The following is a 20,934-nucleotide window of genomic DNA, read 5'->3' on the forward strand; positions in this document are numbered from 1 at the left end:
GCCCGAAGGCGGGGGTACTGCTTCAGAACTTCCAGTTCACGCCGAAGTACAGCTGGCGGCCGGCGTAGATGTTGGACAGCAGGCGGGCCTGGCTGTCGTTGCCCATATAGCTGCGCAGCTCGGACTTGGTGGCGTTGAGCACCGAGGCGGTAACGGTCCAGTCCGGGGTCAGGTTGTAGGCCACGTTCAGGTCGAGCTGGTCGTAGGGCTTGGTGTAGGTGGTGAGGCCGTTGTTGAGGCCGCCGACCACTTCGCCGCGACGGTTGTACGAGGCGCGTGCCAGGAACTTCTCGTTCTCGTAGAACACGGTCACGTTGGCCTGGTTCTTGGCGCTGCCCACCAGCGGCGAGGAACCGATCTCTTCGCCATCCAGCACGATCGAGGCCAGATTGGTGTCGTTGTAGGTGTAGTTGGCCTGCACGCCCAGACCGAAGTCGAAGGTGTACTGACCGTACAGCTCCACGCCCTGTGAGACACCGTCACGGCCGTTGGCCTGGGTTTCATACTTCTGCACCGTCACCGATTGCCCGCCAACGGTCATCTGCTGGTCGCGCACCACCGGCACGGTGAAGTTGTCCACGTTCTTGCGGAACAGCGCCACGCCGGCCACCGAACCCGGCTTGAAGTACCACTCCAGGCCGAGGTCGAACTGCACGGCTTCGAATGGCTCCAGCGCCTTGTTGCTGCCCGATCCATACCAGCCCGGGGTGTCGGTGCCGCCGGCGACGCGACGGTCGTTGCTGTATTCCTCGCTGACGTAGCGCAGGCCGCCTGGGTAGGCGATGGAGGTGTAGCTCGGGCGGGCGATCACCTTCGATGCGGCACCACGCAGCACCAGGTTGTCGGTGATGTCCCAGGCGATGTTGAAGCTGGGTAGGAAGTCGGTGTAGGTCTTGTCCAGCGAGCTGAGCGTGTAGACCTTGTCGCGCACCTGGTTGTCCGGCAGGCGCACGAAGCCGCCCTGGCATCGCAGGTTCGGATCGGCGGCCGGATCATCGCAGCTCATCGGTGCGCCGCTTGCGTTGTCGACGAAGTAGTCGTTGAAGCGCTCGACCGAATCGCTGGACTGGGCGAACTGCTTGGTGCGCACCACGCGCACGCCGACGTTGCCGCGCACGCGGTCGGTACGGAAGTTGGCCTGGAAGTAACCCGAGTAGATCTTCTCGTTGACGTCGTAGACGAAGTCTTCCTCGGTGCGGTTGTACGAACCGCCGTAGGTCTTGTTGAGATAATCGATGTAGGCCGGGTAGTTGATGCCCGGGAACACGTTGGCGTTGAAGCCACCGGTGATGTTGCTGATCGGATTGGACAGGAAGAAGCCCGGCTGGGCATTGCCTGCCGTTGGATCGCAACCGGCCTGGTAGCGGTTGTTGTCATAGTCGGCCGGGTCCAGGCCCGGGCACACCCAGTAGGTGTTGCCGGTGTTGCGGTGGACCTGGCCGTCACGGTACTTGGCGCCGAACTGGATCGAGTCCAGCCAGCCGGCTTCGAACAGCTTGGTGACGTCGGCCTGGAAGTAGTTCTGCTTGACCTCGGTCTGCATCCACGACGAATCGGTCGAGCCGGTATCCACTTCGGCGATGCCGGCCATCAACTGCTGCTGCAGATCCGGCGAGAACTGCACCGACGGCGTGCCGGTCAGGTCCCACGCGGTGTACTGGTTGCCCGACTGCCATTGATCGCCGACCTTGCGGCGCGGCTTGGCCGACATCCGGAAGTTCATCGACGGGCCGCCTTCAGACCAGGTACGGCCACCGGTGAACGACGCCTTCCACAGCGGGCTGATGTCCCAGTCGATGGTCAGGTCGGCGGTCTGCGAGAGCGCCTTTTCCTTGCTGTAGCCACCGGTCAGCTGCGGGGTGGGGATGGTGCAGTCGTCCGGGCCCCAGCCGCCGGGCTGCATGCCGGCAGCTGCGGCTTCCTGTTCACTGCAGTAGTAGGTCTTGCCGGCCAGCTTTTCATACTGCGCGCCGGTGACGATGCTGCCGCTGGGGTCGAAGTCCAGCCCGTTGAGCAGGCGGCCGCCGGCCCAGTTGCCGTCCTGGTTGTAGCGGGCCAGGTTCCACTCCGGCACCTTCAGCATGTTCTGGGTGTAGTCACCCTGCAGCTCGAAGCGGAAGTAGTTGGCGGTCAGGGTGAGGTTGTCGACCGGCTTGAACTGGAAGGTCAGCTGGCCGCCCTTGCGCTCGCGCTTCTCTTCCTTCACCGCGAAGTTCACAGAGGTCGGCATGAAGAACTCGCTGTAGTTCTTGCCGGTTTGGTTGTTGAAGCCGGACTCGCCCCACCAGTAGTGGATGCCATCCTGTTCCAGCAGGTTGCCGTTGGCATCGCGGGCGGTGGTGCCGTTGCCGTACCACTGGTAGTCCTCGGTGCTGGCTTCCATGGTGCGGCTGGTGCGCTTCTGCTGGGTCACGCCGACCAGCACGCCGAAGCGCTCGTCCTTGCTGTGCCAGGAGTACAGCGCCGATACCTGTGGATCGACGTCGTGGCTGGTGTCCGACGAGGTGCCTTCCAGGTTGACGTAGCCGGAGTTGGCTTCCATCTCCAGGGGGCGGCGGGTGTGCAGGATGACCGTGCCGCCGATGCCGCCTTCATCGATGCGTGCTTCCGGCGACTTGAACAGCTCGGCGCTGGACAGCATGTTCGACGGCAGCAGGGTGTAGTTGAACGAGCGGGTGGCTTCGTTGTTGGTTTCCGACGAAGCGACGAAGTTGCCGTTCAACTGGGTCAGGGTCAGGTCGGGCGCGAGGCCGCGCACGCTGACCGACTTGCCTTCGCCACCGCTGCGGGTGATGACCACGCCGGGCACGCGCTGCAGCGCGTCGGCCACGTTCTTGTCGGGGAACTTGCCAACGTCCTCGGCGGTGATCACTTCGACCACGGCATTGGCGTCGCGCTTCTGCTGCAGGCTCTTTTCGATTGCATAGCGGTAGCCGGTGACCTGGACGCTGTCCAGGGTGGTGGCGTCCTGCGCGCCGGTCGTTGCCGCCTGCTGCGCGGAAGCGCCAAGCGGAGCGACGGCGGCGGCCAGGGCCAGCGCGATGGCCAGCGACAACGCGTCGTGGCCCTGCGTACGTGTTGATTGCTTCATTGCCATCTCTCCCTCTCTCCTGGATTGATCCGGTGACTGACTGACGCGGAAACTTGAATCGATCTAATTCGTGATGCTGATCTTGCCTTCGCCGTGCAGATGCAACGAGCGCGTGGCAGATGGCGCGGCACGTCCTGTCTTGCTCCCCAACTCCGGGCCATCGCGCTGTCGTCTTGGATCGATCTAAGCGATGGGCGGGGCGATTTTTAGCACGGCAACGGCGCCGGTGCATGTTGCTGCGCAATATGGCAGCGACGTGTCGCGCAAATGACCCTTTATGGAAAAATGCTGTAAGCGTTTACATGCGCAAATGGGCGGGGCCGGCCGGGCTGCGCCCGGCACCCGCATAGGCCTTCAAGCCAGGGCAGCAGCAACAGCAGCAACAACAACAGCGGTTTTCCGTGGGATGGCGGGGGGGGCGGTTGCGGGGGACGCTGCAAGTACGTCCATGTAAGCTCGGTCGCGCCATCCATGGCGCTCACGCCCCCGCAACCGGACCCACCCCGCCTTCGACAGATTCCCGATGCCGTTGGTAGGTGTCGACCTTGGTCGATACGAAGATCCACGCCGTGCGTGGATGAAATCCAATTCCATTCGATGATTTCGAAATCGGTAGGAACATCCATCCACGCATGGCGTGGATCTACCAGGCATCAGGAAACTGTCAGGGGTGGGGCGGTGTGGGTATGCAAGACCGTTGGCGCCATGGATGGCGCCATCGAGCCCCCATGGATGGGTTTACGGCGCGTCCTGCATACCCGCAGCGCCCCGCCCAGCTCGGGAGCCTGCATCTGCTGTTGCTCCGGCCTCTGCAGGTGCCGGGCGCAGCCCGGCCGAAGCCCCACCCCTCATGCTGCGCCGCAGAATGCATTGGGCGAAATTCCCATGGTCTACTTGAATCGATCTAAATCCGCCGGGGTGCGGATTTGTACCGATGGAAACGAGGGCTGGGCCTGTGCGGCCGGTCCTTCGCTGCCGCCCTGCCGCCAAGGAGTCCTGCCCGTGACCAGGTTGTCCCACCGTCGTCCCGACCGCCGCCTGTCGGCACTGTCCCATCGGCCCTTGGCCCGCATCGCCTGCCTGTTGGCCCTCGCGGTGACGCCCTGGCTGCAGGCCGCACCGGCCGCGCTGGAGCGCGAGGTCAACACCTTCATCGGCAGCAAGGATGATGGCAACACCTTCCCCGGTGCCTCGGCGCCGTTCGGCTTGATCCAGGTCAGTCCGATCGGCAGCCATTATTCGGGCTGGCGCTACGACGACGACAAGATCCGCGGCTTCGGCCACTCCTTCCTGTCCGGCGCCGGTTGCTGGGAGCAGGGTGGGCAGGTCTCGGTGCTGCCGGTGACCGGTAGCATCGGCCCCGGTGGCGACTTCGATACCGCCAACCCCAAGCAGTTCGACCACAAGGCGTATGCCTCGGCCTATACCCATGACGGCGAAATCGGCCAGGCCGGCTACTACAAGGTGCGTCTGACCAGTTACGGCGGAATCGACGCTGAGGCGACGGCGCGTACGCGTGCGGCTGCCGAGCGCTACACCTTCAGCCAGGGCAAGGGCGATGGCCACGTGCTGGTCAATGTCGGCCAGGCCAACGAGCGCCATTCGGTGATCGGCAGCGTGATCGACGTGGTGGGTGACCGCGTGGTGGAAGGCAAGCTGGTCACCAAGAGCTTCTGCGGTGGCCATCAATACACCACCTGGTTCCGTATCGAATTCGACCGTCCGTTCAAGGCACATGGCACCTGGGGCGAGGGCGGTGGCCTGCCGGGCGCGCGCCACAGCATGGAAGGCGAGCAGAAGCCGAATGGCGCGTGGCTCAGCTTCGACCTGGCCAAGGGCCAATCGGTTACTGCCGTCAGCGCGATTTCGCATGTGGACGCCGAAGGTGCACGCACCAACCTGCGCGCCGAGGGCATGCAGGGCGGGGCGCTGCTGGGCTTCGAACGCATGCGCGCGCTGTCGCAGCAATCCTGGCGTGAGCAGCTGGCACGCGTGCGCGTGCAGGGTGGCAATGGCGATGACCGCACCGTGTTCTACAGCGCGCTGTACCACGCACTGCTGCAGCCGCTCACCGGCAGCGATGCCGACGGTCGTTACCGCGGCTATGACGATGGTATCCATCGCGCCGATGGTTGGACCTACTACGAGTATTTCTCGCTGTGGGACACCTACCGCGCACAGAACCAGTGGCTGGCACTGACGCGCCCGGACGTGGCGCGCGATATCGGTCGCAGCCTGCTGGCGATCGACGAGCAGGGCGGTTGGCTGCCGCGCTGGGGCTATGCCAACTTCGAGACCAACATCATGACCGGCGACCCGGTCACCCCCTTCATGGTCGACCTGTGGCGCTTCGGTGCACTCAAGGGCCGGGAAGGACAGGCGTGGGATGCGCTGCGTCGCAATGCGTTCGGTACGCCGCCGCTGAATTCGCGTGCTGCCGGTCGCTCCGGCAACCCGACCTACCTGGACAAGGGCTACGTGGTTTACGACCGTGCGTTCCCGTCCAAGGGCATGGACGTCGATCCGCACCACGGAGGTTCGGCAACGCTGGAGTACGCCTTGGCCGACTGTGCGCTTTCGCAGATGGCCGATGGGCTTGGCCATGTCCAGGATGCAGCGACGCTGCGTGAGCGCGGTCGCAACTGGCGCAACGTTTGGGACCCGCAGGTACGTGATGCGGAAACCGGCTTCAGCGGCTTCCCGCGCCCGCGCACCGAAGATGGCCAGTGGTATACCCCGGCAGACGGCCATTACAGCCCGCGCTCGCACCATGGCTTCCATGAAGGGACCGCCTGGCAGTACCAATGGCTGGCGCAGCAGGACGTGCCGGGCCTGGTCGAGGCGATGGACGGTCGCGAGCAGGCGGGCCGCCGCCTGGATGCGTTCTTCGCGATGGATGCGCTGCAGGCCGACCCGCTCAATGCGGCGCGCCGCGAGTGGGTGGTGGGCCCGTACAGCTACTACAACCAGTTCCGCTACAACCCCAACAACGAACCCGACCTGCATTCGCCGTGGCTGTACACGCTGATCGGCCAGCCTTGGAAGACCGCCGCAGTGGTGCGTGCTGCGCAGCAGCTGTTCACCAATGCGCCCAATGGCGTGACCGGCAACGATGACCTCGGCACGATGTCGGCCTGGTACCTGTTCAGTGCGATCGGCGTGTACCCGGCGGTGCCGGGCAGCGGCGAGTTCCTGCTGCATACGCCGCGCTTTGCCAAGGTCGAAGTCGAGCTGGGCAATGGCCGCACCCTGCGCATCGAGGCGCCTGGCGCCGATGGCCGTCGCCTGCAGTACGTGCAGGGCGTGCAGGTCGATGGCCAGGCGCATGCCCCGGTGTGGCTGGGCTGGAACCAGCTGCAGCAGGGCCCGAAGCTGCGCTTCGCTCTCGATGGCACGGCGCCGACGCAGGGCTGGGGCACGGCGGTGCAGGATCTGCCGGTGTCCTGGTGCGCGGCACCGGGCAGCCAGCTGCACTGAGCCGGGCTGTGCCGTTCGAGGCAACCCAGCGAACGGCACGGCACGACAGGGCCGCGATCCATTAGGCTTGAGCATCCATCGGAGTGCGGGAAGACGATGAACGACAACGGCGACAGTTCCAGCAAGCGTTCCGGCAAGGCGGTGACGGTGACCGACATCGCCCGTGCCATCGGCGTTTCGCGCGCGACCGTGTCGCTGGTGCTGCGCGGCAGCCCGCTGGTCAACGTCGATACCCGCGCCCGGGTGGAGGCTGAGCTGCGGCGCCAGCGCTACGTCTACAACCGCGCGGCGGCGAACCTGCGGCGACGCACATCGTCCAGCATCGCCCTGGTCATCAACGATCTGTCCAACCCGTTCTTCGCCGAGTTCGCTTCCGGTGTGGACGAAGCACTGGGGGGGCGTGGTTACGTGACCCTGCTCGGCAGTACCGGCGAGTCACCCGAGCGCCAGCAGGCGGTGCTGTCCACGTTGATGGAGCACACGCCTGCAGGCCTGATCCTGTCGCCGGCCGAGGGCAGCGATGCCACGCTGCTGCGGCAGGCGCTGGGTGCCAATGCCAACGTACTGCTGTTCAACCGCGAGCTGGAAGGTGCCGAGTGGGACTTCCTGACCCTGGACAACCAGCATGGCGCCTACCTGGCTACCCGCCACCTGATCGAGCGCGGTCATCGCCAGATCGCCTTCTTCGGTGGTCATGCGGCATCGAGCTCCTGCCACCAGCGTCGCGCTGGTTTCCAGCAGGCGCTGGCTGAAGCCGGGCTGGCGCTGCCGCCGGGCTGGATGATCGAATCGGCACCCAACCGCCTGGAAGCGGCCGCGCGCACCGACGAACTGTTCGTCGACGGCCATCGGCCGAGCGCGGCGGTCTGCTACAACGACACCGTCGCGCTGGGGCTGATGCTGGGCCTGAACTCGCGCGGCATCCGTCCTGGCGGTGACTTCGCGGTGACCGGTTTCGATGATATTTCCGAAGCGTCGGTGGCCGTGCCGCCGTTGACCACGTTGACTGCCGACCCGCGCGAGCGCGGCCGGCAGGCGGCGTCCCTGCTGCTGCAGCGACTTGAGGAACCGGAGGCGCCACCACGGCGCACGGTCGCCCCGGTACAGTTGCGCATCCGCGAAAGCAGTGCCGCTCGTCCGAACTGATGCTCTGCTGCTGAACTGATTGCACCCTTCCACGCACCAACGACCTTTCGCGCATCGAGGCGCGTACCGCATGCCGATCTCCGCAACGCCCCGTCCATCCGGTTCCCCGGGCAACCAGCCTGCCGTCACCAACGGCAAGGCACTGGCCGTGGTCACCACCATCTTCTTCATGTGGGGCTTCCTGACCTGCCTCAATGACATCCTGATTCCGCACCTGAAGGCGGTGTTCGAGCTGAACTACGCCAAGGCGATGCTGGTGCAGTTCACCTTCTTCGGCACTTACTTCCTGATGTCGTTGCCGGCCGGGCGGCTGGTGGCAGCGCTGGGTTACAAGAAGGGTATCGTGGCCGGCCTGGTGATCGCCGGCGTCGGCGCGCTGGGCTTCTGGCCGGCGGCCGAGCTGCGTGTCTATGGCGCCTTCCTCGGTGCGTTGTTCGTGTTGGCCACCGGCATCACCGTGCTGCAGGTGGCAGCCAACCCGTATGTCGCCCTGCTTGGGCCGGAGCAGACCAGTTCCAGCCGCCTGACCCTGGCGCAGGCGCTGAACTCGCTGGGTACGGCCATCGCGCCGATCTTCGGCGGCATGCTGATCCTGTCCAACACGGCCATGAGCGGTGAGCAGATCGCCGCGCTGCCGGCCGCCGAGCAGCTGGCCTACCGTACCGCCGAGGCGCACGCGGTGCAGGGTCCCTACGTGGGTCTGGCGGTGGCGTTGATGCTGCTGGCCCTGTTCGTGTTCCTGTTCCGCCTGCCGGCGCTGAACGACACCACCGAGCAGGCTGACCAGGGTCATCAGCACAGCTACCTGGATGCGCTGCGCAAGCGCCATCTGCTGCTGGGCGTGCTCGGTATCTTCTTCTACGTCGGCGCTGAAGTATCGATCGGCAGCTTCCTGGTCAACTACCTGTCCATGCCCACCATCGGCGGCTTCAGCGAGCAGGAAGCCACCCACTATGTGTCGGCCTACTGGACGATGGCGATGATCGGTCGCTTCGCCGGTTCGGCGCTGCTGGCGCGCTTCTCGCCGAGCCGCCTGCTGGCGATCTTCGCTCTGGTCAATGTCGGCCTGCTGACGCTGACCATGATGACCTCCGGCAATGTCGCGCTGTATTCGGTGGTGGCGATCGGCCTGTTCAACTCGATCATGTTCCCGACCATCTTCGCGCTCAGCATCGAGCGCCTTGGCCCGCTGACCAGCAAGGGCTCGAGCCTGCTGATCATGGCCATCGTCGGTGGCGCCGTGGTGCCTTACCTGCAGGGCGTCCTGGCCGACCACGTCGGCGTGCAGGCCAGCTTCATCCTGCCGCTGCTGTGCTACGGCTACATCATTTTCTACGGACTGGTCGGCGCCCGTGCGCCGGCTGCCGGCACGCACGGAGGCTGAGTCGAAAATGGGTTCCATCGTCTGCTTCGGCGAAATTTTGATCGATCTACTAGCGCAGCCGCCGGCCTCGGCCGATACCCCGCGCGCGTTCCTGCAGTACGCCGGAGGGGCACCGGCGAACGTCGCGGTGGCCGCCGCACGGCTGGGCGCGAAGACGCAGTTCGTCGGCATGCTCGGCCGCGACATGTTCGGCGACTTCCTGGCGGAGAGCCTGAGCGAACACGGCGTCGGCACCGACTACATCGTGCGTACCGACGCGGCCAAAACCGCCCTGGCCTTCGTGGCACTGGACGCCGGTGGCGAACGCAGCTTCAGCTTCTACCGTCCACCTGCCGCCGACCTGCTGTTCCGTGACAGCGACTTCCAGGCAGGCTGCTTCGATGGCGCGCAGTGCTTCCATGTCTGTTCCAACAGCCTGACCGAAGCAGACATCGCCGACGCGACGTTCGCCGGCATGGACCGGGCGCGCACGGCCGGTGCGGTGGTCAGCCTGGATCTCAACCTGCGTCCGGCGCTGTGGCCGGCCACTGTCGACCCGGCACCGCGGCTGTGGCAGGCGCTGGAACGTGCCGACCTGGTCAAGCTGTCACGCGAGGAACTGGAGTACCTTGCGGCACCGCTCGGCGATGACGGCGAGGCACTGGTGCTGCGACGCCTGCTGGCCGCGCAGGCACGCTGGGTGATCATCACCGACGGCGCCGCCACGCTGCATTGGTACACCCGCGAAACGCAGGGCAGGGTCACCAGCTTCCGCGTGCCCACCGTGGACACCACCGCCGCCGGTGATGCCTTCGTTGGTGGCGTGCTGGTCGGGCTGCTGGAGCGGGGTGGGGCGGGTGCGGGCTTCGCCGCGTTCTGCCAGGACCCGCAGGCGATCGCCGCCACGCTGCGCTTCGGCGCCGCCGTTGGCGCACTGGCGGTGACACGCAAGGGCGCGTTCGCTGCGATGCCCTCGTTCGATGAAGTGCAGCAGCTGCTGCAGGCACAGGATCTTCCCGCATGAGCACCTCGCCCGATTTCCGTTCTCCCGCCTTCCTGCGCGCGCACATCGCCGACACGATGGCGTTCTACCACCCGCGCTGCATCGATCCGAGGGGCGGCTTCTTCCACTACTTCCGTGACGACGGCAGCATCTACGATGCCAGCCATCGCCATCTGGTGAGCAGCACCCGTTTCGTCTTCAACTACGCCATGGCTTACCGCGAATTCGGCAATGCCGAGTATCGCGATGCGGTCGAGCACGGCGTGCGCTATCTGCGCGAGGTGCATCGCAATCCGGCCACCGGCGGCTACGCCTGGACCCTGCGCGATGGCGTGGTCGAGGACGACATGAACCACTGCTACGGCGTGGCCTTCGTGCTGCTGGCCTACAGCTGTGCATTGAAGGCGGGCATCGAAGAAGCCCGCACGTGGATGGACGAGACCTGGCAGCTGTTGGATGCACGCTTCTGGGAGGCGGAACACGGCCTGTACAGGGACGAGGCCGACGGCCAGTGGAACTTCACCGGCTACCGCGGCCAGAACGCCAACATGCACATGTGCGAGGCGATGCTGGCCGCGTTCGAGGCCAGTGGCGAGCAGCGCTATGTCGAGCGCGCGCTGCAGCTGGCCGACAACATGACCCGCCGCCAGGCGGCCAAGGCCGGTGGCCTGGTCTGGGAGCACTACGACGTCAACTGGAACATCGACTGGGACTACAACCTGGACGATCCCAAGCACCTGTTCCGGCCGTGGGGCTTCCAGCCGGGACACCAGACCGAGTGGGCCAAGCTGCTGCTGATCCTGGACCGTCACGTGCAGGCCGACTGGCTGGTGCCGACCGCGCAGCATCTGTTCGATGTGGCCGTGGAGCGCAGCTGGGACGAGGCGCGCGGCGGCCTGTACTACGGCTTCGCACCGGAGTCGCGCCGGCAGCCTGGCATGGACGGCGCGCCGATCGGTGGCGACAGCTTCGTCTGCGACGACGACAAGTATTTCTGGGTGCAGGCCGAGACGCTGGCCACCGCCGCACTGATGGCCAAGCGCACCGGCGATGACCGCTATTGGCTGTGGTACGACCGTATCTGGGCGTACTCGTGGGAGCACTTCGTTGACCATCGGTACGGCGCGTGGTTCCGCATCCTCGACGCTGACAACCGCAAGTACAGCGACGAGAAGAGCCCAGCTGGCAAGGTCGACTACCACACCATGGGCGCCTGCTACGAAGTGCTGAACGTCGTGCGTTGAGTCTGCCGCGCTGCGCGCTCGCCGGACGTGGTCCGGCGCTACCGTGGCGTGTTGCATTGGTAGCGCCGGGTCATATCCGGCCGAACAACAGGAGCATCACGTGCATCGCCTTCCCCTCGTTGTCCGTCTGCTCCTGCTGCTGATCGCAGCTGTCGCGTTTCCCGCCGCCGCGGCACCGCTGCAGGCGCAATGGGAGTTCCGCCTGCTGCCCGGTGATGCGCAGGGCGCGGCCCATCCGGGCCTGCAGCAATGGCGCGCGGCCACGGTGCCGGGCAGCGTGCATACCGACCTGCTGGCGCACGAGCTGATCCGCGATCCCTACGTCGGCGCGCCCGAAGCCGAGCTGCAGTGGATCGGCCTGGCTGACTGGGAGTACCGCGCCCGTTTCGATGTGGACGGCGTCACCTTGGCCAGGCCCAACGCCGAACTGCGCTTCGATGGCCTGGATACCTATGCCGAGGTGAAGCTCAACGGCAAGCCGCTGCTGCGTGCCGACAATGCCCACCGCACCTGGCATGCCCGCGTGGAGGGGCGCCTGCGGGCGAAGGGCAATGAGCTGCAGATCGTGTTTCGTTCGCCGATCCGCACGCTGCTGCCGGGCGTGCAGGCGATGCCGCACAAAATCGCAGGCAATTATCCTTCGCCGTACGGCGATGAACCCAAGGATACGATGGTCGGCAACTTCGCGCGCAAGCCGGCCTACCACTTCGGCTGGGACTGGGGCCCGCGCTACGTTACGGCTGGTGTCTGGCGCGGCGTCGACCTGCAGGCATGGGATGCGCATCGGTTGACCGACCTGGCCGTACGCACCGATGCGCTTGATGCGGAAAAGGCAATGCTGGCCGTAGTGCTGCAGGTGGAGCGGGGCAGTGCGGCCGGCTCGGCCATGCTGAATGTGGCGGTGCGCGATCCTGAAGGACGCAGCGTGACCCAGGTACAGCGCACGGTGTTGCTGAAGCCTGGCCAGAACAGCCTCGAGGTGCCGGTCGAGCTGGCCAAGCCACGGCGCTGGTGGCCGGTCGGCCAGGGTGCGCAGGACCGCTACACCGTGCTGGCCTCGCTCGACGGTAGTGCCGATTCCACGTTGAAGCGCGAGCAGCGTATCGGTCTGCGCACGGTCGAGCTGCGCCGTGAGCAGGACGACAAGGGAGGGCAGGGCTTCGCCTTCGTGATCAATGGTGTGCCGATCTTCGCCAAGGGCGCGAACGTGATCCCGTTCGACGCCTTCCCTGCGCGCGTTGATGCTGCGCGACTGCGCCAGGTGCTGGTCGCCGCGCGCGATGCCAACATGAACATGCTGCGCAACTGGGGCGGCGGTTACTACGAGGACGATGCGTTCTTCGATATTGCCGACGAACTGGGCCTGCTGGTCTGGCAGGACTTCATGTTTGGCGGTGGCATGCAGCCCGGTTACGACCCGGCATTCCGCGCCAGCGTGGTCGCCGAGGCGCGCGACAACGTGCGCCGCCTGCGCCACCATCCCAGCATCGTACTGTGGTGCGGCAACAACGAAGAAGAGACGGCGTGGAAGGACTGGGGCCACGGCCGCGACCTGAAGGCCGCCGATCCGGCGTTCGCAGCGAAGGTCTGGCAGGGCTATGTCGACCTGTTCGGCAACGACCTGCGCCAGGTGGTGGGCGAAGACGGGCTGGGCGTGCCGTACTGGTCCAGTTCGCCCAGCAACGATCTGGACGGGAAAGCCAACGACTCCACCCGCGGTGACAAGCACTACTGGCAGGTGTGGGGCAATCCGGCATTGCCGGTGCAGGCCTATCTGCGCGAGACCCCGCGCTTCATGTCCGAGTACGGCCTGCAGGCCTGGCCTGCGGTGGCAACGGTGGACCAGATCGCCACCCGCGCCGAGCAGCGCATCGACAGTCCGGTGATCCGTGCACACCAGAAATTCATGGCCGGCGAGGGCAATACGCGCCTGCTGCACTACATCGCGCTGGGCTACGGTACGCCGAAGGACTTCCAGGACTTCGTCTATCTGAGCCAGGTGATGCAGGCCGATGGCATTGCCCTGGCGGCGTTGCACCATCGTGCTTCGCGACCGTACACGATGGGCTCGCTGTACTGGCAGCTCAATGACGTCTGGCCGGGTGCATCGTGGTCAAGCGTGGACTACTTCGGCCGTTGGAAGGCGCTGCACTTCGCCGCACGCCGCTTCTTCGCGCCGGTCACGGTGGCGGCGCTTCGCGATGAGGGTAGTACGCGCGTGCGCCTGATCAACGATGGTGCTGCGCTGGGCGCACGCTGGCGCCTGCGGGTGATGGACATGGAAGGCAAGGTGCTGCGTCGGCGCGAGCAGGCAGTGACGCTGGTCGCTGCCGGGGTGACCGATATTGGCAACTACGCGGATGCCGAACTGCTGGCCGGCGCCGATCCGGCGCGGACGGTGGCGGTGTTCGAGCTGCTGCAGGACGGCAAGGTGACGGCGCGGCAAGTCGTCGGATTCGTCGAGGCCAAGGACCAGGTGCTGCCACGGCAGCAGTTGAAATCAACCCTGGCGATCGACGGTGACCACTATCGCCTGCGGCTGCAGAGCGCTGCGCTGGTGCGCGCGGCCTGGATCGATTTCGGTGCGCTCGACGTGCAGGTGGAAGACAACCTGCTGGACCTGCTGCCGGGTGAAACCCGCGACATCGCCGTGCGTGGACCTGTGGACCTGACTGCGCTGCGTGAAGCGTTGAAGGTGCGCACCCTCAACGATCGTTGAGGGACACGCTTTGGTAGATGCCAACCAAGGTTGGCATCTACCAGTTTTCGCTTACAGCTGGATCTGCTGGAAGTTCTCGACGCGGTCATGGCCGTTGGCGGCTGCGCCGATGCGTGGCATCGGGTAGTCCTCAAGGCGATCGATCAGACGCGTCTGCAGGCCGGCTTCGCGGGCGGCGTCCAGTTCCTCGACCACGTCGGACAGGAACAGGATCTCGCCAGCGGGAACGCCGATGGCCTGCGCGATATGGTGATAGCTGTCGGCCTCGCGCTTGCCACCGACTTCGGTATCGAACCAGCCCGACACCAGTGGACTGAGGTCACCGGCATCGCTGAAGCCGAAGAACAGCTTCTGCGCCGGCACCGAGCCGGAGGAGTACACATACAGCGGCAGGCCCGAGGCGTGCCAGCCTTTCAGCACCGGCGCCACTTCCGGGTAGAAGTGCGCGGTGTAGTCGCCACGACGGTAGCCCGCGTCCCAGATCAGCCCCTGCAGGGCCTTCAGCGCGGTGTGCTTGCGGTCCTGGTCGATCCAGCCCTGCAGCGTCTCGGCCACCAGACTGTCCTGGCAGGCGCCGCCGATCTCGCTGGCGACGGCGTCCAGCCAGCGACGCACCTCCGGCTGCTGGCCATGTTCGGCGACGAAGCCGGGCAGCGCCTGGCGTGCGTACGGAAACAGCACGTTCTTGACGAACGAGATGCTGCTGGTGGTGCCTTCGATGTCGGTCAGGATGACGCGGGGCTGCATTGATCAGGACGCCTGGGTCGGAATGTAACGGGGGAATTTCTGCGCGATGTCGGTGCCGGTGAAGTGACCGACCCAGCCATCCGGCTCGGTGAAGAAGCGGATCGCCACGAAGCTGGGCTCATCGCCCATGTCGAACCAGTGGGTGGTGCCGTCGGGCACGGCGATCAGGTCATCCTTCACGCATTCGATCTCATAGACCTTGTCGCCCACGTGCAGGGTGAACAGGCCGGAGCCAGCAACGAAGAAGCGCACTTCGTCTTCCTTGTGGAAGTGCTCGTCGAGGAACTTCTTGCGCAGCTCGGCGCGGTTCGGGTTGTCCGGCGCGATCGAGGCCACGTCCACGCTCTTGAAGCCGCGCTCGGCGACCAGGCGGTCGATGTCGGCGCGGTAGGCAGCAAACACCTCGTCCTGGCTCGCGCCCGGGGCGACCGGCGCGGTGGCCTGCCAGCGTTCAAAGGTGACGCCGATCTTCTGCAGTTCGGCAGCAATGGCCGCGCCATCCTGGGTGTCCAGCAGCGGCGATTCGGGGCGGGTGTCGTCGTAGATGCGCAGTCGGCTCATGGCGGCAGCTTGAACGTCTCGGGGGAGGACAGGGTAGCAGGGTGGCAGCGATGGCCAGATTCCAGAATGGCATCTGGCCGTGCCCGACGCTTCAGCGGTGCAGCTTGCGCAGCTCCAGCTCGCAATGCAGCAGGAACTCGAATGCTTCCATGTGCCGGCGCGCTTCGGCCATGTCGCGACCCCAGGCGTACAGGCCGTGGCCGTCGATCAGGTAGCCCCACAGGGGCTGGGTATCGAGCAGGGCGTCGACCTGGGCCGACAGCACGTCCATGTCCTGGGTGTTGGCAAACACCGGGATGTCGATGGCCATCTCGTGGGTGCTGTTGCCGGCGAAGGCCTTCAGCAGTTCGTAGCCTTCCACCCGGATATGGCCCTGCGGGGCGTACAGCCGCGAGGCGATGGTCTGCACCGGCGAATGGGTATGCAGCACGCAGCCGATCTCCGGGAAACGGCGATACAGCTGGGTATGCAGCAGAGTTTCGGCGGACGGGCGCAGCGGGCGGCCGACGGCCTTGCCATCGAAGTCCACCACCATGATGTCGTCTTCGATCAGGCGGCCTTTGTCCTTGCCGGACACGGTGATCGCGGCGTGGCGGTCATCCAGGCGGTGGGAGAAGTTGCTGCTGGTGGCCGGAGTCCAGCCGGCCTGGGCCAGTTCGCGGACGTTGTCGATCAGCAGCTGGGCCAGTTCGCTCAGGCGCGCGGTGTCGTAGGGGAAGGTGGGGGCGTTCATGGGGGCGATTTTACTGGATTCGGCCAACGTGTAACGGCGCGCGATAAATCGCCCGCCACGGGTGAGATAAACGGTGGGGTGCCCATGTTGCCCCCGCTGAAATGAAATTGCACGGGGCGGAATCCGCCCCGTGCCCCTGGGCATCTACCAGGTCGTGTAGATCAACTCTCGCCGCTGGACCGCCTGCCGGCCGATCGTGTATCGGATCGGTACCACCCGCGCCCTGAACTGTCCGAACACCTCCCGCATAGCCGGGTGGTCGTTGATCGTCAGGATGGCCAGGCCACGCAGCGCCGCCATCTGCTTGGCCAGTTCCCGGTACTGCTCCATCTCAAACGGAGCGCCATACCCCTCAGTCTCCCAGTACGGTGGATCGAGGAAGAACAGCGTGTCGGCTGCATCGTACTTGCCCATGCACTGCTGCCAAGCCAAGTGCTCGACGGTGACCTTGTGGAGCCGCAGGTGGGCGGCGCTCAGATCTTCCTCGATGCGCAACAGGTTCAAACCCTTGCCACCCCGGCCAAAGCCGGGGGTCTGGCCGGTTGCCTTTCCACCCCAAGCCAGCCGCTGCAGGTAGTAGAAGCGCGCAGCGCGCTGGATGTCAGTCAGTGTGTCCGGGTGCTGGAGCTGGCACCAGCGGAACATTTCCCGGCTCGTCAGGGCCCATTTGAACTGGCGGACGAACTCCTCAAGGTGGTTCGCCACCACCCTGTAGAGGCGCACCAGCTCGCCGTGACAGTCGTTCAGCACCTCGGCCCTGGCGGGCTCCCTGGCAAACAGCAGGGCGGCACCGCCGGCGAATGCCTCGACATAGGTTCGGTGGGGCGCATCTGCCACCAGCGGCAGCAGGTGCGGCAGCAGGCGGGTCTTCCCGCCCGGCCAGGGGAACAGCGTGGTCGTCTTCATTCTCAGCCTCTGCGATGGTTCTAGGCCAGGCTTGGTTTCCCCGCGCGGGGAGCAGGGCCTTGGCCAATATCACGCGGGCTGTACGCGTGTGTTGCGGCGCCAAGCTGGCAGTTGCTGCTGCCAGCCTGGCGCCCTGTTTTAGGAGGCGTCTGTCGCTGGCCGCATCACGGAAGCAGCGCCATCCAGCCCGGCCGGCGGGCTCGGCATAGGGCAATACGGAAACCCTGCCTTCTCGGGCAGATCGCGAAGCTCCTGCCGATAAAGGGCCCAGGCCAGCTTTGCGTTAGATTCCAGCGGACTGTCAGGTGCCTGCGTCCAATCGGTCGCCCGCAGCATGCGGCTGCGTTCCACCCTCATCTGCTCCGCCGCGACACGGGCGAGGACCGCCACCGGGATTTCATCTGCGCGGACCTCTCCAGGGTTCAGATCCATGCCAAGCGTGATTGCCCGATACCCGGATTCAGTTACTGCGTACATGCTCACCTCTCATACCTGTAGCCATAGACGCGGACGTAAAGGCCCGACCCCGTCACCGAGGTGTCGAACTTGTAGAGGAACTGCTGGCTGGTGCTGAGCGGCACGTCTGGCGACAGGTTGTTCTTAGGAGGGATGGGGCCGATGTAGTTGGTGCTGGTGAGCGTGCCGACGATGGGATGCCCATAGAGCACGCTGGCGCTCGCGTTGTCATTCCCCATCAAGCACTTCGCAGCCACTCCGGTGACGGGCACGTAGGGCGAACAGTCGACCGCAGTGGACACGGAGGCCAAACCATTGCCGACTACGAAGTCGTTCAGGGAGCAAAAGAGAACCTCGCCAGAAGCCACCGCGTGAACAAACGGGCGAATAGCGCCGGTAGCATCGGTGCGGAAGCTACCGATATAGCGGCGCGTGTTGGCCCCGGTTTTGGCACGGGCACTCCCGCTGTAGGGAGCGGCCGGCGCATCGGTTACAGCCTCGATCGACGGCGTTGAGCCGTTGAGGAACAGATAGAGGTGGTACCAAGTGTTGCCTGCGAGCGTTAGACCGCTGAGGGTCAGGGCGCTGGGAACCTCGATCGCCTGCTGCAGCGACGGGATCCAAGCGCTGCCGCTGGATACGCGGACGGAAGCTGGCCCCACATACTCCATGCGCAGGCCGAGGATGTGGCCGGCCATCGTCCACAGGCCGGCGCCGGCCGCCACCGAGGCCGCGCTGGCGGCGGCGAGCTGAGAGAGTTTGACGTCAGGCATTGGGGTTACTCCAGGATGATCGGGTCGCCGGCTTCCGTGACGATGCGGTCGCCCGCTTCGGTCACCAGCTGGGCGCGGTAGAGGAAGGTGTGCTGCAGACGCTGCCAGCTGGGGAAGCCAGCCCGGACGGCCTCGACCTCCACCCGCAGGGTCTTGCCGCCGCTGCCAATTGGCGGCTGGTAGCTGGCCGTGGTGCCGGCGATATCGTCCTGCCTCAGCACCTGCTGGCCAGCCAGGTACCAGCGGACCGTGTAGGTAGTGCCAGGCTCAGGGCCGATGCTGGCCTGCTCGGAGTCGATCAACTGGTCAGCCTGCAGGATGCGGTCGCGGTGCGCCCAACTGGCCACCACAGTGCCACCCGTGCCCCATGCATCGACCGGATATGCATCGCCGTTGATCCGAAGCCGCCCAGGCGGATACGGCAACGCCTGCCGACGCTGGATCGTCATCGGAATCACCGTCGCCAGGGCTGGGTTCAACTGGCCTTGGGTGGTGCGCGTGAGCAGCCTGGCCTGGATGAACTCGCCAGCGAGGTATTCGCGTCCGTCAAAGCCCACGTACTCATCGGTGAACCAAACCCGTGCACCGATCGAGTGCGCCACCGGAACCGTATCGACACAGCCTCGGGCCACAGTGAGGGTTGCCGCCACTGGGTCGATCGCCACCACACGAACCAGTTCATCGTCGATCAATGCTTCGGTCCCGACCTCGACGCCGTCCAGACTGATGCCGGCGGAAAGACTGATGGCTGTCGTGGTGGCCGTCATCGGGGTAATCAGCAGGCCACTGGGGGCGAAATCGGCGGTGCCGACCTCCGCGTAGTCGGCGCTACCGATCCTAGTCTGCAGGGTGTACCCGAACGCGGCCGACGTGGGCCGGACGCCAATGGAGGTCAGGAAGCCGACATTGACGTTCAGGGCGCCGACGGCAGTAGGGCCCAAGGTCGCAGCGAGGTCGCGGTAGCTGGCCTCCTGCAGCCGCTGCACCGTCACGGGCTTGGGCGCATTGTCCGGTTCCACCCAGTCACTGCTTTCCGGCTGGATGTAGCTGGCTGCGGCCATGCCGCTGACGTCCTGGCTGACCGTGAGCGTGTAGGAACTGTCGGTCTGCGTGCCCTCATCGACTTCCAGGATCCGCACGGGCATCCGGACTACACCTCGGCGTGGCCACGTCAAAGCACGCAGCTGCCCGCGCTTGAATGGGCCGGCATCGTGGCGCACGCGCACTTTGACCCGGCAGGCCAAGCTACTGACGGCCGCCACCTCTCGCGCGGCCACGCGAGAGGCCAGAGCGGCGTTCCAAAGGCCGGGATAGGTCTTGCGCTGGTTGATGACACGTCCCTGCGCCTGGACATTGGCGGCGTTCTGGTAGGTGACCGCTGCATCCTTGTTGGTGGCCACGTCGCGATAGACGACGGTCACCTCGTTGACGCTGTTATCCAGCATCGGCTGCTGCCACTCAACGACCTCCAAAATGGCGTCCGGCCCGATCTCGACCAGGGCGGCCGGGTCGTAGTCGGCTCGCAGCAGTACCAGCTCGGTGAGGCCACTAACCGGGTCTTCGATTCGCATCGCGCCAATGTGGTCACAGACGATGTCCATGAACTCCTTGGCACTGGTCGACCTCGACCACTTCAGGCACAGCCCGAAACCCTCGGCTTTGAGTGTCTGCGCCGCCTGCCGGAAGCTCTCGTCGTTGATGACGTCGACCGGGTGCCCCATTCCCTCAGTTCGCACCTGATAGATGATGTGGGCCGGGTTCATACCCTCATCGATCTGCACCAGGTCAGCCTGCCAGAGCCCGTTCCGCCAGCCCTTTCGCCAGCGGGAGACCTTCTTGGCCCAATTCTTGATGTAGGGATTCATGGCCGAGACCTGGCCATTGAACACGGTCGTCAGAAGGTTCCGGGCAGCCGGCCACGGGCCTGGCACCTGCGCCTGCAGGTAGGCGCTGGGCATCTGATCCGGTTCGCCCATGCGAACCTCCAGCGTGCCCGCGATGCCGCCTTCGCCCTTGTCGCCGCCGAACACCTCCGGCGCCAGGATCCGGATCGTCTGCGAGGTCGTTATCGGGCCCGTGGCTGGGACAACAGACGGAACGTTCACGCCGATGATCTTCTGCCAGTACTCCTGCCGGCTTCCGTCCCATACAAGACGGTCGCCCACCCGGATTTCGCGCAGCGAATCGACGGGCCCAAGGCACTCACCCATGTAGATGCCCATGAAGTAGCGATAGCCGACGGTTTGTTTCTTGCCACTACCCACGGTCAGCCTCCCCGCGCGCAAGGGCTGCCAGGCGATGCGCGAAGGCATCGTCCAATGCTTCGAACTGCTCCACCGGCAGCCCCTCGTCCAGGAACTGACGCAGATCCAGTCCGTGCCTGTCCATCCAGGTGCGGATGCCGGCGGCGCATAGCACGCCGGCCTGCTCGCCCAGCTTCGCGGCGCGAGCGTGTTCGACGGTGACCAGGACCGGCGACCGCTTCACTTCTTCCCGCCCTTGACCTTGATGGGGGTCGTTCGCAGATCGCCATACCAGACCACATTGGGGTCATCGATCCAGACGGTGCCGAACACCATCGCCACCTCGCGCCCATCCTCCGCGGTAGGCACGTTGAAGTCTTCCAGCGCCGACGGCCGTGGCACCTTCGGCTTGGGCATCATCACGTAGCTGATGATGAGTGCCACGATCATTACGACGATTTGAACCCACATA

16 protein-coding genes are annotated in these 20,934 nt (G+C 65.5%); 6 read left to right on the forward strand and 10 right to left on the reverse strand.

All coding sequences use genetic code 11. The features are described from left to right. Positions 1–22 precede the first annotated feature (22 nt). A complete protein-coding gene (locus WKB25_RS07915) occupies positions 23–3,097 on the reverse strand; it encodes a TonB-dependent receptor (protein WP_340569858.1) in 3,075 nt (1,024 codons plus the stop codon). Between the two features lie 1,032 nt (positions 3,098–4,129). Between WKB25_RS07915 and WKB25_RS07920 the strand changes: the two genes are divergently transcribed. From WKB25_RS07920 to WKB25_RS07945, 6 genes are all read left to right on the forward strand, one after another. After that, positions 4,130–6,568 (forward strand): GH92 family glycosyl hydrolase, encoded by a 2,439-nt coding sequence (locus tag WKB25_RS07920; protein ID WP_340569996.1) that lies wholly within the window; start codon positions 4,130–4,132, stop codon positions 6,566–6,568. A 96-nt stretch (positions 6,569–6,664) separates the two neighbouring features. Continuing rightward, positions 6,665–7,714, forward strand: coding sequence for a LacI family DNA-binding transcriptional regulator (locus tag WKB25_RS07925; protein WP_340569859.1), 1,050 nt, complete (start codon positions 6,665–6,667; stop codon positions 7,712–7,714). Between the two features lie 70 nt (positions 7,715–7,784). Next, complete coding sequence (gene fucP / locus WKB25_RS07930; protein WP_340569860.1) at positions 7,785–9,098, forward strand: L-fucose:H+ symporter permease; 1,314 nt, start codon at positions 7,785–7,787, stop codon at positions 9,096–9,098. Between the two features lie 7 nt (positions 9,099–9,105). Then, positions 9,106–10,101 carry a carbohydrate kinase gene (locus tag WKB25_RS07935; protein WP_340569861.1) on the forward strand — a complete coding sequence of 332 codons (996 nt, stop codon included), beginning with the start codon at positions 9,106–9,108 and terminating at the stop codon, positions 10,099–10,101. Further along, on the forward strand, positions 10,098–11,324 hold the full coding sequence (locus WKB25_RS07940) for an AGE family epimerase/isomerase (RefSeq protein ID WP_340569862.1): 1,227 nt from the start codon (positions 10,098–10,100) through the stop codon (positions 11,322–11,324). Before WKB25_RS07935 ends, WKB25_RS07940 begins: the two co-directional genes overlap by 4 nt. Positions 11,325–11,424: 100 nt before the next feature. Continuing rightward, positions 11,425–14,043 (forward strand): glycoside hydrolase family 2 protein, encoded by a 2,619-nt coding sequence (locus tag WKB25_RS07945; RefSeq protein ID WP_340569863.1) that lies wholly within the window; start codon positions 11,425–11,427, stop codon positions 14,041–14,043. Positions 14,044–14,094: 51 nt separating this feature from the next. Here WKB25_RS07945 and mtnC read toward each other — a convergent pair whose 3' ends face one another. From mtnC to WKB25_RS07990, 9 genes are all read right to left on the reverse strand, one after another. Then, positions 14,095–14,790 (reverse strand): acireductone synthase, encoded by a 696-nt coding sequence (mtnC, locus tag WKB25_RS07950; protein ID WP_340569864.1) that lies wholly within the window; start codon positions 14,788–14,790, stop codon positions 14,095–14,097. 3 nt (positions 14,791–14,793) lie between these two features. Next, the gene (locus WKB25_RS07955; RefSeq protein WP_340569865.1) at positions 14,794–15,351 is read right to left on the reverse strand and encodes an acireductone dioxygenase; all 558 of its coding nucleotides are present in this window, start codon (positions 15,349–15,351) and stop codon (positions 14,794–14,796) included. A 91-nt stretch (positions 15,352–15,442) separates the two neighbouring features. Next, positions 15,443–16,084, reverse strand: a complete 642-nt coding sequence (locus WKB25_RS07960; RefSeq protein ID WP_340569866.1) for a methylthioribulose 1-phosphate dehydratase — start codon at positions 16,082–16,084, stop codon at positions 15,443–15,445. A gap of 144 nt (positions 16,085–16,228) precedes the next feature. Continuing rightward, positions 16,229–16,990 carry a DNA adenine methylase gene (locus tag WKB25_RS07965; protein WP_340569867.1) on the reverse strand — a complete coding sequence of 254 codons (762 nt, stop codon included), beginning with the start codon at positions 16,988–16,990 and terminating at the stop codon, positions 16,229–16,231. 138 nt (positions 16,991–17,128) lie between these two features. Further along, the gene (locus WKB25_RS07970) at positions 17,129–17,467 is read right to left on the reverse strand and encodes a tail fiber assembly protein (RefSeq protein ID WP_340569869.1); all 339 of its coding nucleotides are present in this window, start codon (positions 17,465–17,467) and stop codon (positions 17,129–17,131) included. A gap of 2 nt (positions 17,468–17,469) precedes the next feature. Beyond that, positions 17,470–18,219 carry a hypothetical protein gene (locus WKB25_RS07975; protein ID WP_340569870.1) on the reverse strand — a complete coding sequence of 250 codons (750 nt, stop codon included), beginning with the start codon at positions 18,217–18,219 and terminating at the stop codon, positions 17,470–17,472. A 5-nt stretch (positions 18,220–18,224) separates the two neighbouring features. Beyond that, a complete protein-coding gene (locus WKB25_RS07980) occupies positions 18,225–20,531 on the reverse strand; it encodes a hypothetical protein (protein WP_340569871.1) in 2,307 nt (768 codons plus the stop codon). Continuing rightward, positions 20,476–20,706 (reverse strand): hypothetical protein, encoded by a 231-nt coding sequence (locus WKB25_RS07985; RefSeq protein ID WP_340569872.1) that lies wholly within the window; start codon positions 20,704–20,706, stop codon positions 20,476–20,478. The genes WKB25_RS07980 and WKB25_RS07985 overlap by 56 nt, the downstream gene beginning before the upstream one ends. Continuing rightward, complete coding sequence (locus tag WKB25_RS07990; protein WP_180167694.1) at positions 20,703–20,933, reverse strand: hypothetical protein; 231 nt, start codon at positions 20,931–20,933, stop codon at positions 20,703–20,705. The genes WKB25_RS07985 and WKB25_RS07990 overlap by 4 nt, the downstream gene beginning before the upstream one ends. Between the last annotated feature and the right edge of the window lies 1 nt (position 20,934).

The sequence above is a fragment of the Stenotrophomonas sp. G106K1 genome (assembly GCF_037969685.1).
Lineage (GTDB): Bacteria > Pseudomonadota > Gammaproteobacteria > Xanthomonadales > Xanthomonadaceae > Stenotrophomonas > Stenotrophomonas lactitubi.

Excerpts from the sequence above, each read along its gene's own strand:
- WKB25_RS07915 (WP_340569858.1), bottom strand. The coding sequence starts at position 3,097 with ATGGCAATGAAGCAATCAACACGTACGCAGGGCCACGACGCGTTGTCG.
- WKB25_RS07925 (WP_340569859.1), top strand. The coding sequence starts at position 6,665 with ATGAACGACAACGGCGACAGTTCCAGCAAGCGTTCCGGCAAGGCGGTG.
- fucP (WP_340569860.1), top strand. The coding sequence starts at position 7,785 with ATGCCGATCTCCGCAACGCCCCGTCCATCCGGTTCCCCGGGCAACCAG.
- WKB25_RS07935 (WP_340569861.1), top strand. The coding sequence starts at position 9,106 with ATGGGTTCCATCGTCTGCTTCGGCGAAATTTTGATCGATCTACTAGCG.
- WKB25_RS07940 (WP_340569862.1), top strand. The coding sequence starts at position 10,098 with ATGAGCACCTCGCCCGATTTCCGTTCTCCCGCCTTCCTGCGCGCGCAC.
- mtnC (WP_340569864.1), bottom strand. The coding sequence starts at position 14,790 with ATGCAGCCCCGCGTCATCCTGACCGACATCGAAGGCACCACCAGCAGC.
- WKB25_RS07955 (WP_340569865.1), bottom strand. The coding sequence starts at position 15,351 with ATGAGCCGACTGCGCATCTACGACGACACCCGCCCCGAATCGCCGCTG.
- WKB25_RS07960 (WP_340569866.1), bottom strand. The coding sequence starts at position 16,084 with ATGAACGCCCCCACCTTCCCCTACGACACCGCGCGCCTGAGCGAACTG.
- WKB25_RS07965 (WP_340569867.1), bottom strand. The coding sequence starts at position 16,990 with ATGAAGACGACCACGCTGTTCCCCTGGCCGGGCGGGAAGACCCGCCTG.
- WKB25_RS07970 (WP_340569869.1), bottom strand. The coding sequence starts at position 17,467 with ATGTACGCAGTAACTGAATCCGGGTATCGGGCAATCACGCTTGGCATG.
- WKB25_RS07975 (WP_340569870.1), bottom strand. The coding sequence starts at position 18,219 with ATGCCTGACGTCAAACTCTCTCAGCTCGCCGCCGCCAGCGCGGCCTCG.
- WKB25_RS07980 (WP_340569871.1), bottom strand. The coding sequence starts at position 20,531 with ATGCCTTCGCGCATCGCCTGGCAGCCCTTGCGCGCGGGGAGGCTGACC.
- WKB25_RS07990 (WP_180167694.1), bottom strand. The coding sequence starts at position 20,933 with ATGTGGGTTCAAATCGTCGTAATGATCGTGGCACTCATCATCAGCTAC.